The following is a 17392-nucleotide window of genomic DNA, read 5'->3' as shown; positions in this document are numbered from 1 at the left end:
TTCACTCACATGCCCTATACTAGAGCAGGCTCAGCTTGTTTATTTAAAAACATACCTGTTGTTACATATTATAATTATAGGTTTAATTTCTTTATTAATAAAGAACTAATCAAAAAATTATCAAAAAAGCTACTTACCTGTTCATAAAAATAGAACCAGTAAGTAGCCTTATGCATTAAGCATTATTACGAGATTACAAGCTGCATTAGCTAGCTACTTTAGCCGCTTTCGCCTCTTTCATCACTTCATTAGCTTTTATAGGATTGTACTTGCCTTCAGACTTAGACATAACAATTCCTGCAATTGTGTTACCCATTAAGTTTACAACGGTACGAGCCATATCCATAATTCGATCCACACCAGCGATGAATGCCAGACCTTCTGCCGGAATTCCAATCGTACCTAACGTTGCTAATAATACAACAAATGATGTTCCTGGAACGGCTGCCATCCCTTTTGAAGTAATCATAAGCACTAAGATTAGCGTTAGCTGTTCCACAATTGTTAAGTCAATTCCATAAACCTGTGCCAAGAAAATAGCGGCAATTGCTTGATACAGCACAGATCCATCTAAGTTAAACGTATAACCAATTGGGATGACAAACGATACAATAGCTTTTGGACATCCCATTTTTTCTAATTTGCCCATAATACGAGGTAATACCGTTTCTGAACTTGATGTACTATATGCTAACAGTAATTCATCTTTTAAATAACGCATTAATGTAAAGATATTTACGCCAGCCCATTTCGCAACCGCTCCTAAAACCACAATTAAGAAGAATAGTAAACCAGCGTGAACTAGAATAACAAGTTTCGCTAGCGACATTAATGATTCTAAACCAAACTTAGAAACAGTTACACCAATTAGAGCAAAAACCCCGATAGGAGCAACTTTCATCACCATATTAACAACATGGAACATCGCATGTGAAACACCATCAAAGAAATTTAAAACCGGCTTTCCACGTTCTCCTATTGCTGCCACTCCTAATCCAAACAGTACGGAGAAGAAAATAATTGCTAACATGTCACCTTCTACTAGTGATTGGAAAAAGTTCGTAGGAACAATATGAAGGAACGTTTCTGCAACAGTTTTTTCACTTTGTTCTTCGCTTGTCTCTACGTACTGATTAATATCCGTCTTTTGTGCAGATTCAATATCTACTCCCACACCTGGTTGAAAAGCATTAGCCAACAACACGCCTATGATAATTGCAAATGTTGTAATAACTTCAAAATAAACGATTGTTTTAGCGCCTAATCGACCAACTTGCTTACCATTACCAGCACCAGCAATACCAACAATTAAGCTTGAAATAACAATTGGAATAACAATCATTTTAATCAGGCGTAAGAATAAGTCGCCCAGAGGTTGTAAGTACGTTGCTACTCTTGGATCATTAAACCAAATAACACCAACTAAAATACCTAAAATTAAACCAACAAAAATTTGTGTTGCCATGCCAAACCGCAATTTTTTCATATGTGCTCTCCTCTCTGTTGTAAAGCGATTTTATTTTTTCTGAAAATTAAGAAAAGACCATTCTTAAAGAAAGAATGGTCAACAAAAAGACAGTTTTCTTTCTCTCAACAAGCAAACGAGGTTAACTGTCGGATTCGGGTTTGAGAGTACCCTACCTTCCGCTAAGGAAAGATTCACCCCAAGGTATATGACATACCAAATTTGTGGTTCCCCCGCTCTAAAATAGATTAAGCTTACTAAAATATTTATTTTTCTAAAATATTATACTAAATTAATATTTTTCAATAAGAATAATTTATCTGTTTTTTGAAAGCTTGTCAATTTATTTTTATGACTCGAAACTTTTTAACTATATAAATACCAAAATATAAACAACAGCTAGGACATTACGAAATAATTCCTTCTCAAGGGAGAATCATGACTATTCTAAATAAGTTACGTTGAAAGGACATATTGTTGCCACTACTTTTTTAAACTTATTTTCCTGATTAACAAAAAATCCGAGGCAATGAGAGTTAACTCTCATTGCCTCGGATTTGTCATACGCTTTGGTATCATAGCCTCTTCTCATAATACTTAAAAGAATACAAGATAAATAGCAACTGCTAATACAATACGATAAATAGCAAAAGGTACCAATTTTATTCGATTAATTAATTTTAAGAAAAAGCGAATTGAAACAAGTGCTACGATGAAAGCACTAATAAAGCCAGCAATGAAAAAAGGCAATGCATCAATTGTGAAATACTGCCAATTTTTAATTAATGATAACCCACTAGCTCCTGCCATAATAGGAACAGCCATAATAAAAGTAAAGTCAGAAGCTGCTCGGTGGCTCATACCCAAAAGTACCCCACCTGAAATCGTAGCACCAGAGCGTGAAAACCCTGGCCATAGAGCAATACATTGAAATAATCCAACACCAATTGCTTGACGATAAGTCATTTGATCTACTGTTTCAGTTTTTGGAATTCTTGAAGCAAAGCGGTCCGCAATAATCATTAAGATGGCTCCTGCAATTAAGCTTACTAATACAGTTTTTAATGAAAATAAATACTCATCAATAAAATCTTCAAATAAAAAACCTAGTACAGCAGCTGGAAGCAAACCAACGATAACTTGAGAAAGCTTTAAACGATTTGTTATCTGTGCGTATTGCTCGCTTTTACGATTTAGTCCAAGTAAATTAATAAAACGCTCTCTGAATAAAACAACGACAGCTAAAATTGAACCTAATTGAATAACAATTTTAAATGTATTGGCAACTTCTGGTGAAAACAATTCTTTTGAGTTCAACCATAAGTCATCTACAATAATCATGTGTCCAGTCGATGATACAGGAGCGAATTCAGTTAACCCCTCTACAATTCCCAAAATAATCGCAACAATAATTTCCCACATTTTTACTCTACCTTTCAAGATTACATAATTTTTTCATCTTCATAGCAAACGTAAATATTCGCTCTTTATCATAATTGTTTGCTGATAAAAACACAATCTTTATTTAAAGAACAAAAAAAGCCCCAATCGGGCTTTTTCTATCGATGATCTTATTTACTATATGGTTTAGCTTCCTGCGAACGAACTAGTTTATCCCTTAGACTATAAAAGCTAAATAGATAACCACCCATTGTTCCAACAAGCGCTGGTATTAACCAACCAAAGCCTGTGTTATAAAACGGAAAACTTCTCACAAATTCTCCCCAAGCACCTAAGTTTACCCCTGACTGTAAACAAGCGTCTGTTATGCTTGCCGCTCCAACAAATAAAACAGATAAAGCATAGATACCTTGTTTCCCTTTAAATAGAGAATTTGTTAACGATAAGACAATTAGCATAATAGCAACAGGATAAATAGCTGTTAAAACTGGAACTGAAATCTTTAGAATCATAGTTAACCCTAAATTTGCAACAAGTAAACTAAATAAAGCAATTGTACTAACCCAAACCTTATACGACACTTTCGGTACTAATTGCTCAAAATATTGACTGCATGATGTTAAAAGTCCAACGGAAGTTGTTAAACAAGCTAACGTAAAAACAATTCCTAATAAAACAGCTCCAAACGGGCCAAACAGCGTAAAGACAATGTTCGTTAACGTTACTGCTCCATTTGCTGCATCGGCATGACTAACAGATCCTAAATATGCCAACATCAGATAGATAATAGCTAGTAACGTTCCTGCAATTACCCCTGCACGAATGGATGACGCCATAATACTTTTGGTATCAGTCATTCCTTTTTGCTTCAAAGCCATTGCAATGACAATTCCAAAGTTTAGCGCAGCAATTGTATCCATTGTCGCATAACCATCGGTAAATCCAGTAGCAAATGCTTTTGTCACATAGTTACCTGCAGGGTGACCAGCTGGTTCAAAAGGATAAGAAAGAGCACGAATAAAAATCAGTGAAATAAGAACTAGTAAAACAGGTGTTAATACTTTCCCAAAGCGATCAACAAGCTTTGAAGGCTTTAAGGCTAACCAATACCCAAGCGCAAAATAGCAAAACGTATAGCCAAATAGAGCGACTTTTACATTTACTCCTTCAGGTAAAAAAGGCTGTACACCCATTTCAAATGCTAAGCTTCCTGCTCGTGGGATTCCTAAAAAAGGGCCAATTGCTAAGTAAATCATGACCGTAAATACAACCGCAAAAACTGGGTGGACTCGGTTTGCTAATGATTGAAGACCATTTGATTTTGCTACAGCAATGACACCCAGGATTGGTAGCCCCACAGCCGATAAAATGAAGCCTGTAACAGCTGGCCACAATTCACTTCCAGCAGACTGTCCTAAAAATGGAGGGAAAATTAAGTTTCCTGCTCCAAAAAATAATGAGAATAGCATTAAACTAATAAACAGTGTATCTTTTCTTGATAAAGCATTCATGTGAGTTCCTCCTAGATTGTTTGTACTGCTGATTTTTCTGTCTAATGTCAATATCACTTTCCACTCGAATCACTCCTTTTTATACACAAAAAAATCCCGTCCCTAAAAAGGGACGAGATATAATTCTCGCGTTACCACCCTCGTTCTGCTAAAAACAGCAGCACTCGCCAACGTACGTGTTCATACGTGTTCCTTCTAACGGTGGACGTCCGAATATACTTACTATAAAGCTTCAGCATATTTTCTCAGAGATGATTTTCAGCTAGGAACTGTACGCTAACTTTCAGCAAACGTTAGCTCTCTGGGGAACAGTTTTCATAACCTACTCGTTCTCTTCAACGAATTTATAAGGTGTTTTAATTGAATAAAAATATTCTAACAAAACTTTTCAGATTTGTATACAAAAATTTAAATATTTTATCAATTATATTTTTTCCCATTAATAGTCAGTCTATAAAATGAAACTTCTAGCTAATTCGTTCGTATATACTACTACATTACTTAATAGGAGGCTCTTATACATGAGCGGAAATGTACGTGTTATGAAATGGCTAACGGCTGGGTATGAAGCATTTTTAGGTATTCCTCTAATTGGTGGTGCATTCATCATAAGCTTTTCATGGGGACCTTTAGTATTTGCTTTTTTCCTACATGCAATTGCTCTATTTTTATCTCATAAAGAAGGTCGTTCAGCTTACGGAAATATTTTGGGGATGGTGACATCATTTGTCGGCGTAATCCCAGTTGTGGGAATGGTTATGCATATTATTACCGCTATTGTTATTGCATTTGAAGCAGCAAAAAGATAAATAACCGCTTGCATTTTTTCCTAATGATGGTAGAATGAAGTCGTCAATTAAATGATTTTCTACTAGGGGTGTCTGATTACACAGACTGAGAGAAGAGTTATTGTGCTCTTTAACCCTTTGAACCTGATTTGGGTTATACCAACGTAGGGAAGTAGTCTTGAAAGAACGGTGTTTTATGCTGTTTTCTTTTTTGTCTATTCCATCGGGCTCTTACATAGAGCCCGATTTTTTTGTTCGGTATAGCTTATTTTCTCAAAATCTACTAGCATAATGGAGGAATAAGTATGTCTAAAGAACAAGTAATCATTTCAATGCAACAGCCGTTTCCAAACAGTAAAAAAGTATACGTGCAAGGGACTCGAAGTGATATTCAAGTACCGATGCGCGAAATCCACCTTTCCCCCACTGTAAACGACCGCGGTGAAGAGCAAAACACCCCCGTTCGCGTTTACGATACAAGCGGCGTATACACCGATCCAGCCTATAGTGTAGATTTAGAAAAAGGACTGCCACCTTTACGCAAACCATGGATTGCAGAACGAAACGATACTTTTTCCTATGCTGGCCGTACCGTTCAAGCAAGAGATAACGGCTATAAAGAAGGCGATCAGCGGAACGAAATGAAAAGCTTTCCCCTTATTAATTATTCACCACAAAAAGCAAAGGATGACAGAATCGTCACCCAAATGCATTATGCAAAAAAAGGAATTATCACGCCTGAAATGGAATTCATCGCAATTCGTGAGCAAATGAGTGCAGAAACGATTCGTGAAGAAGTTGCAGCAGGGCGTGCAATCATTCCCTGCAATATTAACCACCCAGAAGTTGAACCAATGATTATCGGAACAAAGTTTCACGTGAAGATTAATGCAAATATCGGAAACTCTGCTGTTCATTCATCAATTGAAGATGAAGTTGAAAAGATGACGTGGGCTACAAGGTGGGGAGCAGATACAATTATGGATCTTTCAACTGGTAAAGACATTCATAAGACACGTGAATGGATTATTCGAAATTCACCCGTTCCTGTTGGCACTGTCCCTATTTATCAAGCTTTAGAGAAAGTTAATGGGATAGCAGAAGACCTATCTTGGGATGTTTATCGTGATACGCTTATCGAACAAGCCGAACAAGGTGTTGATTACTTTACGATTCATGCGGGCGTACTATTGCGCTATATTCCACTTACTGCTACGCGAACAACAGGTATTGTCTCACGCGGCGGATCTATTTTAGCTCAATGGTGTTTAGCACATCACCAAGAAAACTTTTTGTATACGCACTTTGAAGAGATTTGCGAAATTTGTAAGCAATACGATATCTCCATCTCATTGGGAGACGGACTGCGCCCTGGTTCAATTGCTGATGCCAATGATGAAGCACAGTTTGCAGAGCTTGATACGCTTGGTGAATTAACAACAGTGGCGTGGAAGCATGATGTTCAAGTAATGATTGAGGGTCCTGGACATGTGCCAATGCATCTGATTAAAGAGAACGTTGACCGACAAATGGAAGTTTGCCACGAAGCACCATTCTATACCCTGGGACCACTAACAACTGATATAGCACCGGGCTATGACCACATTACGTCTGGTATTGGAGCTGCAATGATTGGGTGGTTTGGTACAGCAATGCTTTGTTATGTAACCCCAAAAGAACATTTAGGCCTTCCGAATAAAGAAGATGTTCGCGAAGGTGTAATTACCTATAAAATTGCTGCTCATGCTGCTGATCTTGCAAAAGGTCACCCAGGTGCCCAAGTTCGTGATAACGCACTTTCAAAAGCTCGATTTGAGTTTAGATGGCATGACCAATTTAATTTATCGTTAGATCCTGACCGAGCTCGAGAATACCATGATGAAACACTACCAGCAGAAGGTGCTAAAACTGCTCACTTCTGTTCCATGTGTGGACCTAAGTTCTGTTCAATGAGAATTTCTCATGATATTAGACAACTAGCGGATGAAAAACAGCTCGTTGATTTCGCTAAACAAGGCATGAAAGAAAAATCACAGGAATTTATTGAAAAAGGATCTAAACTTTATTCTTAATAAAAAGCACCGAGGTAAGCAACTACTTACCTCGGTGTCTATCACTTTAAAATAAGTCTTTTGAAGAAAAAGAGCAGCTTAACTAAAATCCATCCGACCAGTGTTCCAATTGAATTTAGCAGAATATCATCAATATCAAAAACTCGCTCTGTTAACTCATATTGTAAAATCTCAACAGTAAAACTGATTAAGAACCCTGTGACAACCACTTGAATAAATCCGTCAAATGATTTCATAAAAAGCGGTATAAACATTCCAATTGGAGCAAACATTACAATATTCCCTATTACGTTCACGAATGCTAGCTCAAGATTTCCACTGGCCCACATGAGCTTAATTGTACTAAATAAGCTTAAGTTCATGGCTTGCCCATATACTTGCTCGTTTTCTTTAATGAGCGTGACGTAAATAAGTGTCACACCATATATAATAAACAAGAAAAGCAATCCTTGTTTTACTTTTTTCTTTGTATTATCCGTCATGTTTTTCCACACCTTCTCTGTCCTTACCGTCTGCTTTTACTTCTATCATATTGTACATGCTATGTATTTATGAAACATTCAGCTTACCTTATCCTATCACGTTACCTCTTTTTCTGGATACCAAACTTTAAAAATAAAAGAGACTGGGACACAATGAAATGATTCCTTCTCAAAGGCGAATCATTACTTTGTTATAATAGCTAGGTTGTAAGCACAAGTTCGTTCCCTTACGCTAGTTTTTTGAATTTGTTTTTGAACCAACAAAAAAATACCCAAGCTATCAAAAGCAGTTAACTCGTGATAGTTGGGGTATATCATTGTTTGAAGCACTTATGTCTCAACCTCTTGTAATTAATTAATGATTCCTCGATGAATCACTTCAACAGTTACGTCTGGTTTAATATCGATTTGAGCATAATCTTTTTTCCATTCTAATTCTTTCCATACATCGGGGTGGTAAGCCATTAGTTCTCTTCCTACCTCTAAGAAATCACAGTTTGCTTTTTGAAGCTTTTCGACAACTTTCTCAGCTTTATTTTGAACATTTTTGTTAATCGTATTTTCAATTTTTTTAATAAGATCATCTGATCCAACTTCTCCATACGTAAACTCAGTAATACTAACTTTTAGTGAAACAGGGACTTTTACTTCTAACTGGTGATTAGAACGTACTTTTATCTTCAGTTTTGATTTTGCTTTTGCCACTTCATAAGAAACAATATATTCTTTTCCATTCATCTTTACCTTATCTGTCATCGTCATATATTTGTTTTTTTTATTTGATAGTAATAATAATGCTTTTGCTTCCTCATCTTTTAACGTTATTCCCGAAAATTTTTCCCCATTAAATAACGCAATTCCCTTTATTTCTACAGACATGTTTTCCTTATTAAATTTTGCATAAGGTAGAGCTAACCCTTTTCCTTCATCAAATAACAATGTACAAATCGTTTGAAGAGTCTCTACTGGTACGAGTGATTGCTTTTCAGCCGTTAAAATAACGCCAGATAAATATTCTCCAATCAGCTCTTCCCCCACTTGCTTCATATTAATAATTTCGTTTGGTTTTCCGTCGATTATTACATATCGAGCGATAAGCGGGCTTTCAGGTGTTCGGTACAATACATCACTTAGCTGGATAATCCCTTTTTTTGCTAAATCGTCCTCAATTAAAAACACACGATTTTTAGCCGTCATTAACGTTCCAGAAAGCTGTTCGTTTAGCTGAACTCGACCGCTTCGAGGCGAACTAGCCGTTGCGTGATATATTTTACTAACAGGCGCTTCTTGGTTTGAAATATAGGAATGTACCGCTATTGCTCCATCAATTCTTCCATCCGGCGCTATCTGATACGACGCTGCAGACATAAAGATCGTATCCTTAAGCATCTTTTGATCCCAACATCCAGTTAATAAAGCTAGCGTACTGCTAAGTAACACCCACATTTTCCACTGTTTCTTCATGTTGTCCTCTTCCTCTTTTTAAATAATGAAAGAATAAAAAGTAAAGTTGGAATGATAAAAATAAAGATATACACCAAGTAATTGGTTATTTTTGACAATACAGCTGTTAAATCATCACTCTTTGAATAGTAAATCGATAAGATAGCAGCACAAAATACAATGATAGGGACAAAGGGTCTATGCGTTTTCTTTTTAAAACACGTCTTCATACCGACACTCGCAATATAAACATACATAATTAAAGACGTAATAACTGAAATAATCCAGAACGCTAAAAATACTAAGTCGATTCGTTCAATGACAGAGTTTTGAGTTGCTTTTAAAATATATAAAACAGGTTCTGGTACAAGCGGCATTTCATCTGGACTAAAAAATAATAAGCAAGCTAATGTGACATAGACATAAATCATGGTTGCTGCAAAGTTGCTAAACACCACCATTTTTAACGTGGTAGTTTTACTCTGGGCTCTTACAAACGGTGCTAAAATTAAGACTGCTTCAAATCCAAGCATGGAAATGGTGCCTTCTTTTGCACCGAGCATAATTTTTTGAATTCCAGCTTCTCCAATAGGAAAGATATACCGGATATCAGCATACTTAAATGCACTTGCCACGAGGAGGATAATTACAATTAATAAAACTGACACCATTACATAGAAGCGTGCAATGTTTACAATATTTTCCTTTGCAAAATAAAGAGCGATAATAGCTAATAACAATACCAATATATAAGCAGGAGTAATATGGTAAACCCACCTTTGTAAAACATTTACATATAAAACCATAATAACGCTTGAAATGACAATATAATATCCTATGTAGCCTATGTTTAATACCTTCCCCAAAAAAGTGCCTAGCAACGTATTTCCCATACTATATACAGTTTCACCCGGTAAGCGGTACGTGAGACCCCAGTGAATAAGAGTAATAACTTGTACAATAGCTCCGCTAATAATGAGCGATAACCATCCATCTGTTTCAGCGATTTTAAATAAGTTATAGGGAAGTGATAAAATTCCAATACCAATCTGTGTCTGAAGGATAATAAAAAATAATTGTGTTGAAGTAATTTTTTTAGCTTCACTCATTTTTTTGCCAATCCCTTAATGCTCGCTGTCTTCTGCGCTTTAGAGGCTTTGGGCCTACCGGACGATCGTTCATATACATTTGATTGACCCGAACAAAGACATCCTTTAAATCTGCCACACGCAATGGAGCAATTGGTATTAAATAAGGTTTCCCTACAGATTCTAGTGTTACCAGATGCATAATAATAAGGGTCAGCACAAAGATAATGCCTAAATAACCGAATAATGCTGCTCCTACCATCATTGGAAAGCTTAAAATCCGTAACGTCGTACTCATTTCATTTGTTGGTACCACAAATGAAGCAATGGCCGTAAGAGCAATAACAATAATCATTATATTGGAAACAAGATTTGCTTCTACAATCGCTGTCCCGATAACTAACCCTCCCACTACGCCAATTGTTTGCGCAATGGACGATGGTAATCGAATTGCTGCTTCTTTTAGAAGCTCTAAAATAAGAACCATAATAAACGCTTCGGCTATCGGCGGAAAAGGCACGTTATCAACAGAGCTTTTCACCGTTAAAATTAAATCAACAGGGATAAGCTCATAGTGGAATGAAATCGTAGCAATATATAACGCTGGTAGACTGATTGCAACAAAAAAACTAAAAATCCTCAACAAGCGAAAGAAAGATCCGTACAAAGAGCGGGTATTATAATCTTCTGGCGATTGATAGAACGTAAAAAAGCAGGAAGGCGCAACAATCGTGGATGAGTTTCCAGCTGTCATAATCGCAATTCGCCCTTCCAATAGATTCCCCATCACTCGATCTGGTCTTTCTGTATTAAGTAGCTGTGGAAAAGGTGAAAACGGTGAATTTTCAAGAGCTTCTTCAATAATACTCCCGCTTTCCACCGCATCCACGTCAATTGATTCTAATCGTCGAAATACTTCTTCATAGTATTCTGGATTTGAAATTCCTTTAAGGTATAAAACAGCTACTCTCGTACGCGAAATCGTACCGACTTCAAGGTATTTAACGATTAAGCTTCCATCTAAAAAGCGCTGGCGCATTAAGTTTATGTTTTTATCTAGATTTTCAACAAACCCTTCGTGAGAACCGCGCACAACTTTTTCATCAATTGCTTGACTAACTTCCCTAGATGCAGGAAGCGTAGCATCAATTATATATAAGGTTGAAACGTCTTCAAGAAATAAAATGGTCCCACCTCGACAAAGCAACGTAATCACTTCATGTAGATCTTGTGATTCGTTCACAGAACCAATCTGAATAACCTCTTTTGGGTCCCCTTTTTTCTCTAGTAGCATTGGTTTAATAACATGTTCGTTTAGTTTTACCGAATCCATAAGCGGCACAAAATACATTAATAGCGCTTTTTTACCGTTAAACGTAAGCCAACGCTCACCTAAATCATTCGTGTAATCCAAGTACTCTTGAAGATACTTTTTATTTTCTTCAATTGTTGTTTTTAGTGGAATGTTGATGGATGCTGGATCTTGTTTTGGCTCACTTTTTTGCTTTTTCTTTTTTGAATGACGTTTAATCAGCATCAAATCCACCTCGGTTCTAAATAGTTATACTTTCAGTGTTTCTATATTTAGAAAGATTATGTAATGTAAACATAAAAAAGAAGATTTGGTTTTTATACCAAATCTTCTGAATCATAGGTTCCAATTGCTTCCCCGTATTTTAATTTCGTTCCATTCTGCAACGTTTTTGCTAACTTTACTCTATCTTTTTCAAATAAAAGAACTACCGTCGAACCAAATTCAAACAGCCCTACCTCTTCACCTTTTTCATAAAAGGCATTATTAACAGATGTTGTATAATATTTTCCATACTTTACATTGGTCGTATGATTTCCATATGGTACTTGGACACTTCCAACAATAAAAGCACCTACTTTCACAAGTGCCACCTGCCCAGCTTTGGTATCTATATATGTGACAAGTCGTTCATTTTTTGTGAATAGCCCAGGAACATGTTCAACACCAATACGATTAACTGGGAACAATCGACCTGGTATATATGTTGCTTTTGTCACTTCTCCGGCAAGTGGCATATGAATTCGATGATAATCGCTAGGACTTAAGTAAATCGTTAAAAAGGTTCCACCGTCAAACTTTTCAGCTTCTTCTTTCGTACACCCAAGCAGCTGCTCTACTCGATAGTCGATGCCTTTTGCTTGAATAAGCGTTCCTTCTTTAATGTCACCATATTCCGCTACCTTTCCATCTACCGGACTAGCAAGCGTATACGGATTAGGTGCTACTTGTCGGGCTTCTGCTTTCAACGTTCGCGTAAAAAATGCCGTGAAATTAGGATAAGAGTCTAGAGGTTGATTCATTTCATCTAAATTAATCCTATAAATTTTACTATATGGTTTAATAATACGCCTACTAATAGAAGAACGTCCAAAAACTCCTACCCCACGCGAAATCGTATTTTGCGGTAATAATTCAATGATCTTCTTTACTACTTGATTAATCATATCCTATAACATTCCTTTCATATGGCAGACCTTGCATAAAGTTTTCGAACTACAAGTATGATAAGTACGCAGCCTATGAAAGAAATCAATACCTTCCCAGTACTTGTCCAGTTCATGACTTGATAAACAGAATAGCCTTCAATAAGAATTGAAGGAAGCTTTCCAATTGAGCTTGCTAAAATAAAAATCCCTAAAGAAGTTTTTCCAATGGCCGCAATAAATGTAACAAGGCCTGAAGGGACAAAAGGTAATAGTCTCAAAGAAAGAATAAGTAGAAAAGCTTCCTTTCCTTTTGCATGTAAAAGTCGTTGAATTTTAGGAGCAGACAAACTCTTATGAGCAGTTAATTTTCGAAAGCCTTTTCGATACAACCAAAACGAAACAACTGCTCCAACGGATTCGCCAATAAACGAAATAATCATTCCTTCCCAAAAACCAAAGACAGCTAAATTAGCTGCTGTTAGAAATACGCTTGGCAAAACACCAGCAATGCTAATGAGTAGGTTCAACAAGATACTCAATACCAATGCGATACTTTCATAGCTTTCAAATAGCTGAATAATAAACTCTTTTATATCCGCATTCATTTAGCGTTTGTTTCTCCCATTACAACTTCATAAAGCTTATTGGCAATCTCTCTTAGCTGCTGTGTTTCTTGCAGAGATAGACGAGAATAGTATTGTTCTATAATGAGTTGGTCAATTCGCTCATACTCATTAAAATACTCCTGTCCTTTAGGCCCAAGCGTTAACAAAATTTCTCGACGATTTTCGGGGTTAAGCTCTCGATGTAGATAATTTTCTTTTTCAAGCTTTGTAATGAGCTGACTAACTGAACTCATGGATAAATGATACTTTTTCGCAATCGTTTGCACATTTACAGGCTGCATTTCATAAACTGACTTCAGAATAATGAACTGCTTCGGCGTAATATCATTATTCAATGAAGAAAAATGCGTGTTCATTAAATGGTTATTGACTTCATTAAATAATGAAATAGCTTCTTTTAAATTATCTGCTTGTTTCATCTCTCCACCTCTAGTTTATCAACTTAAACAGTTTAACTAGATAAAATATATAATAGAGATATCTAGCTGTCAATTAAAAAAAAGCCTCTTCTCGTATAGAAGCGGCTTCTTAAGTGATACCTATGCATATTTGGTTCCTTCTGGCTCTTTTCTAAAAAAGCTTTTCATCGCATGAAATACATCTGCTTTTTGCTTAAGAATAAAATGGCGGAACTGTTCATCCTGAATGTTCTTATACGCAGACATTAAAGTTGAATGACGATTATATTGATTTACTTCTCCATATCCAAACATATTTGAAACCTTCATTAGTTCATTTACAAGCTTAACGCATCTTGCATTATCGGATGTTAAATTGTCGCCATCTGAAAAATGAAATGGATAAATATTATAACGGCTAGGATCGTACTTTTTGTTAATCAATTCAAGCGCTTTACGATAAGCAGATGAACAAATAGTTCCCCCGCTTTCTCCTTTAGAGAAAAAGTCTTCTTCTGAAACAACTTTGGCTTCTGTATGATGGGCAATAAATTCAATTTCAACAGTTTCGTACTTTGTTCGTAAAAAGCGAGTCATCCAAAAGAAAAAGCTTCTCGCCATATACTTTTCCCAAATTCCCATAGATCCACTTGTATCCATCATCGCAAGCACAACAGCTTTTGATTCAGGCTTTGTCACTTCATTCCACGTCTTAAACTTTAAATCTTCAGGAAAAATAGGATGAAATGCAGGCTTTCCGGTCATTGCATTGCGCTTATATGCAGACATCATCGTACGCTTTTTATCAATATTCCCCATCAAGCCAGTGCGTCGAATATCATTAAATTCAATGTGTTCAACAACGATATTATCAGATTCTTTGCGCTGTAAATTCGGCAATTCAAGCTGTGCAAACAGTGCTTCTTGTAGCTCCATAAGCGATACTTCTGCTTCAAAGTAATCTTCTCCTGCTTGATCACCTGCGCCTTGACCTTTACCAGCACCTTTTTTTCCATCACCGCCAGATCCATCTCTGGCTACAACATCTCCTACTTTACTTTCACCATCCCCTTGCCCTACGTGTTTATTCTTATCATAGTTGTAGCGAATTCTGTACTCATCTAATGAACGAATTGGAATCTTAACAACGTCTCTCCCATTTGACATGACAATGTTTTCTTCTGTAATTAAATCCGGTAAGTTATTCTTTATCGCTTCTTGGATTTTTTCTTGGTGTCGCTTCTGATCGTCATGACCTTTACGGTGGAGGGACCAGTCTTCCTTGGAAATCGCAAAACTCTTATCAATCTCTTTACCCACGTATTTCCCCTCCTTGTTCAAGCTGCTTTTGAAAGGTTGTTTATTCTATCCTATGTCTTAAAATGATATACTTGCTAATTAATTTAGCTTCGGCTTTTAAAAAGCCCGGCTGTACACTATCATATGAAAAAGCATCTACTGTGAATGAGATAAATGCCTATTTTGCTAATATAAAAAGATAAAGAAAACATGGCACATATCAGCGGTGCCATGTTTTTTTATCATTCTTTATCGATTCAATAAGCTTCCTACATAGCGTAAAAGTTCATTCGCTGAGACTGAATTGTAGCCGTGCTCATCAATTAAGCGAGCAACCACCTCATTTACTTTTTTCAGCTGCTGTTCGTCTGGCGTTTTCGTCGATGTGGTAATTTTCACTACATCTTTTAAATCTGCAAATAATTTTTTCTGAATAGCTTCACGTAAACGCTCGTGCGAATTATAGTCAAAGCGTTTCCCTTTGCGAGCATATGCAGAAATACGGATTAAAATTTCTTCACGGAACGCTTTCTTCGCATTTTCCGAAATACCAATTTGCTCTTCAATTGAGCGCATTAACTTTTCATCTGGATTCATTTCTTCGCCTGTTAACGGATCGCGCAACTTGTTTTTATTGCAGTACGCTTCAACGTTATCCAAGTAGTTATCCATAAGCGTTTTCGCTGATTCTTCATATGAATATACAAATGCTTTTTGAACTTCTTTTTTCGCGATTTCATCATATTCTTTACGTGCTAATGAAATGTAGTTTAAATAGCGTTCACGATCTTCAGCTGAAATGGATGCATGCTGATCTAATCCCTCTTTTAGCGAACGCAATACATCTAATGCATTAATTGATTTAATATCTTTTCGAATAATGGTTGATGAAATTCGGTTAATGACATAACGCGGATCAATTCCACTCATGCCTTCATCCGAATGTTCTTTCTTCAACTCTTCCACGTCTGCATCATTATAGCCTTCAACAGATTGGCCATCATATAATCTCATTTTCTTTAATAAATCAATATCGCCTTTTTTCGGTTCTTTTAGTCTGGTTAGCGTTGTAAAGATGGAAGCAATGCGCAGCGTATGTGGTGCGATATGCACGTCGGATACGTCACTTTCTCGAATCATTTTTTCGTAGATTTTCTCTTCTTCACTAACCTTTAAGTTATATGGAACCGGCATAACAATAATACGTGAATGCAAGGCTTCATTTTTCTTATTCGAGATAAAGGAGCGATACTCCGTTTCATTTGTATGTGCGACGATTAATTCATCTGCACTAATTAAAGCAAATCGTCCTGCTTTAAAGTTCCCTTCTTGGGTAAGAGATAGTAGATGCCATAAAAACTTTTCATCACACTTTAACATCTCTTGGAACTCCATCATTCCTCGGTTGGCTTTATTTAGCTCTCCGTCAAATCGATATGCCCGTGGATCTGATTCTGATCCGTATTCGGCAATAGTTGAAAAGTCAATGCTTCCTGTTAAGTCAGCAATATCCTGAGACTTTGGATCAGATGGACTGAATGTACCAATCCCCGTACGCTTATCTTCAGAGAAGAAGATTCTTTCTACAATGACGTCTTCAATTCTGCCGCCATATTCTTCTTCTAATCTCATTGTATTTAAAGGTGATAAGTTGCCTTCAACTCGAATGCCGTACTCTTCATAGAAGTCTCGACGCAGATGATGTGGAATTAAATGAAGCGGATCTTCATGCATTGGGCATCCTTTGATGGCATAAACAGCTCCACGATCCGTTAACGAATACGCTTCTAACCCTCTTTTTAGCATTGTAACAAGCGTTGATTTCCCGCCACTAACTGGCCCCATAAGTAATAAAATACGCTTCCGGACATCTAACCGTTTCGCTGCAGGATGGAAGTACTCTTCAACCAGCCTTTCAAGCGATTCTTCTAGACCAAACATTTGTTCACTGAAAAATTTATATTGCTTTTTCCCATTGACATCTTCAATTCCTGCATCTTTAATCATATTGTAGACCCTTGAATGCGCTGGCTGAGCAATTAAAGGCTCATCTTTAATTAGTTTTAAATATTCTTCAAATGTACCTTCCCATTTAAGTCGATTCTCTGCTTCACGGTATTTTTCAATTTTCTTTAATATATCCATTAAAGGACCTCCCCTACTAGTTCTGGTGCTAGTGAACAAGATTAATACAATCTATGCAGTAAAATGTTTGAACATGCTTTTTAAATTAAGAAATTCAGAATTTTGTCTACATTAAAGATTCACAGTATCCCGTGAATTAGCTATAATAATTAGTAGGAGCATGAAAGAAAAATAAAGGAGGCTCTATCGATGAGGTTACTATTAGTTTTAGGTG

Annotated in this window: 14 protein-coding genes, 2 riboswitches and 1 other annotated feature; of the genes, 2 read left to right on the top strand and 12 right to left on the bottom strand. The window is 36.6% G+C overall.

Annotated elements, in window-relative coordinates:
- Window positions 1-205: 205 nt before the first annotated feature.
- The 3 genes from NIZ91_03030 to brnQ all read right to left on the bottom strand — a co-directional run bounded on the left by NIZ91_03030 (window position 206) and on the right by brnQ (window position 4377).
- Complete coding sequence (locus NIZ91_03030) at window positions 206-1486, bottom strand: cation:dicarboxylase symporter family transporter (GenBank protein USY55657.1); 1281 nt, start codon at window positions 1484-1486, stop codon at window positions 206-208.
- Window positions 1487-1582: 96 nt separating this feature from the next.
- Window positions 1583-1730, bottom strand: a riboswitch (cyclic di-AMP (ydaO/yuaA leader).
- 332 nt (window positions 1731-2062) lie between these two features.
- Window positions 2063-2887 (bottom strand): undecaprenyl-diphosphate phosphatase, encoded by an 825-nt coding sequence (locus NIZ91_03025; protein ID USY55656.1) that lies wholly within the window; start codon window positions 2885-2887, stop codon window positions 2063-2065.
- Window positions 2888-3036: 149 nt separating this feature from the next.
- Window positions 3037-4377 carry a branched-chain amino acid transport system II carrier protein gene (brnQ, locus tag NIZ91_03020; GenBank protein USY55655.1) on the bottom strand — a complete coding sequence of 447 codons (1341 nt, stop codon included), beginning with the start codon at window positions 4375-4377 and terminating at the stop codon, window positions 3037-3039.
- A 105-nt stretch (window positions 4378-4482) separates the two neighbouring features.
- Window positions 4483-4725: a binding site (T-box leader), on the bottom strand.
- Between the two features lie 173 nt (window positions 4726-4898).
- On the opposite strand from brnQ, the gene NIZ91_03015 reads away from it, so the two are divergent.
- Both NIZ91_03015 and thiC read left to right on the top strand, forming a co-directional pair.
- Complete coding sequence (locus NIZ91_03015) at window positions 4899-5186, top strand: hypothetical protein (protein ID USY55654.1); 288 nt, start codon at window positions 4899-4901, stop codon at window positions 5184-5186.
- A 54-nt stretch (window positions 5187-5240) separates the two neighbouring features.
- Window positions 5241-5353, top strand: a riboswitch (TPP riboswitch).
- 117 nt (window positions 5354-5470) lie between these two features.
- Window positions 5471-7237 carry a phosphomethylpyrimidine synthase ThiC gene (gene thiC / locus NIZ91_03010; GenBank protein ID USY55653.1) on the top strand — a complete coding sequence of 589 codons (1767 nt, stop codon included), beginning with the start codon at window positions 5471-5473 and terminating at the stop codon, window positions 7235-7237.
- A 41-nt stretch (window positions 7238-7278) separates the two neighbouring features.
- On the opposite strand, the gene NIZ91_03005 is transcribed toward thiC, so the two are convergent.
- The 9 genes from NIZ91_03005 to NIZ91_02965 form a co-directional block, all read right to left on the bottom strand.
- On the bottom strand, window positions 7279-7719 hold the full coding sequence (locus NIZ91_03005) for a VanZ family protein (protein ID USY55652.1): 441 nt from the start codon (window positions 7717-7719) through the stop codon (window positions 7279-7281).
- A gap of 351 nt (window positions 7720-8070) precedes the next feature.
- On the bottom strand, window positions 8071-9183 hold the full coding sequence (locus tag NIZ91_03000) for a Ger(x)C family spore germination protein (GenBank protein USY55651.1): 1113 nt from the start codon (window positions 9181-9183) through the stop codon (window positions 8071-8073).
- Window positions 9180-10271 carry a spore germination protein gene (locus NIZ91_02995; protein ID USY55650.1) on the bottom strand — a complete coding sequence of 364 codons (1092 nt, stop codon included), beginning with the start codon at window positions 10269-10271 and terminating at the stop codon, window positions 9180-9182. The genes NIZ91_03000 and NIZ91_02995 overlap by 4 nt, the downstream gene beginning before the upstream one ends.
- Window positions 10264-11787, bottom strand: coding sequence for a spore germination protein (locus NIZ91_02990; protein ID USY55649.1), 1524 nt, complete (start codon window positions 11785-11787; stop codon window positions 10264-10266). Before NIZ91_02990 ends, NIZ91_02995 begins: the two co-directional genes overlap by 8 nt.
- A gap of 92 nt (window positions 11788-11879) precedes the next feature.
- A complete protein-coding gene (gene asd / locus NIZ91_02985; GenBank protein USY55648.1) occupies window positions 11880-12728 on the bottom strand; it encodes an archaetidylserine decarboxylase in 849 nt (282 codons plus the stop codon).
- A 17-nt stretch (window positions 12729-12745) separates the two neighbouring features.
- Complete coding sequence (locus tag NIZ91_02980; protein USY57076.1) at window positions 12746-13303, bottom strand: VTT domain-containing protein; 558 nt, start codon at window positions 13301-13303, stop codon at window positions 12746-12748.
- Between the two features lie 8 nt (window positions 13304-13311).
- Window positions 13312-13755, bottom strand: a complete 444-nt coding sequence (locus NIZ91_02975; protein USY55647.1) for a MarR family transcriptional regulator — start codon at window positions 13753-13755, stop codon at window positions 13312-13314.
- 120 nt (window positions 13756-13875) lie between these two features.
- Window positions 13876-15054, bottom strand: coding sequence for a sporulation protein YhbH (gene yhbH, locus NIZ91_02970; GenBank protein USY55646.1), 1179 nt, complete (start codon window positions 15052-15054; stop codon window positions 13876-13878).
- Window positions 15055-15282: 228 nt separating this feature from the next.
- Window positions 15283-17178: a PrkA family serine protein kinase gene (locus NIZ91_02965; GenBank protein USY55645.1), complete on the bottom strand. Its 1896-nt coding sequence runs from the start codon at window positions 17176-17178 to the stop codon at window positions 15283-15285.
- Window positions 17179-17392: the final 214 nt, after the last annotated feature.

Source organism: Bacillus sp. 1780r2a1 (assembly GCA_024134725.1).
Taxonomy (GTDB): domain Bacteria; phylum Bacillota; class Bacilli; order Bacillales; family Bacillaceae_H; genus Priestia; species Priestia aryabhattai_A.
This window is presented reverse-complemented; position numbering and strand designations above follow the sequence as displayed.

Bases quoted from the DNA above. Each gene is read 5' to 3' on its own strand.
- NIZ91_03030 (USY55657.1), bottom strand. From the start codon at position 1,486: ATGAAAAAATTGCGGTTTGGCATGGCAACACAAATTTTTGTTGGTTTA.
- NIZ91_03025 (USY55656.1), bottom strand. From the start codon at position 2,887: ATGTGGGAAATTATTGTTGCGATTATTTTGGGAATTGTAGAGGGGTTA.
- brnQ (USY55655.1), bottom strand. From the start codon at position 4,377: ATGAATGCTTTATCAAGAAAAGATACACTGTTTATTAGTTTAATGCTA.
- NIZ91_03015 (USY55654.1), top strand. From the start codon at position 4,899: ATGAGCGGAAATGTACGTGTTATGAAATGGCTAACGGCTGGGTATGAA.
- thiC (USY55653.1), top strand. From the start codon at position 5,471: ATGTCTAAAGAACAAGTAATCATTTCAATGCAACAGCCGTTTCCAAAC.
- NIZ91_03005 (USY55652.1), bottom strand. From the start codon at position 7,719: ATGACGGATAATACAAAGAAAAAAGTAAAACAAGGATTGCTTTTCTTG.
- NIZ91_03000 (USY55651.1), bottom strand. From the start codon at position 9,183: ATGAAGAAACAGTGGAAAATGTGGGTGTTACTTAGCAGTACGCTAGCT.
- NIZ91_02995 (USY55650.1), bottom strand. From the start codon at position 10,271: ATGAGTGAAGCTAAAAAAATTACTTCAACACAATTATTTTTTATTATC.
- NIZ91_02990 (USY55649.1), bottom strand. From the start codon at position 11,787: ATGCTGATTAAACGTCATTCAAAAAAGAAAAAGCAAAAAAGTGAGCCA.
- asd (USY55648.1), bottom strand. From the start codon at position 12,728: ATGATTAATCAAGTAGTAAAGAAGATCATTGAATTATTACCGCAAAAT.
- NIZ91_02975 (USY55647.1), bottom strand. From the start codon at position 13,755: ATGAAACAAGCAGATAATTTAAAAGAAGCTATTTCATTATTTAATGAA.
- NIZ91_02965 (USY55645.1), bottom strand. From the start codon at position 17,178: ATGGATATATTAAAGAAAATTGAAAAATACCGTGAAGCAGAGAATCGA.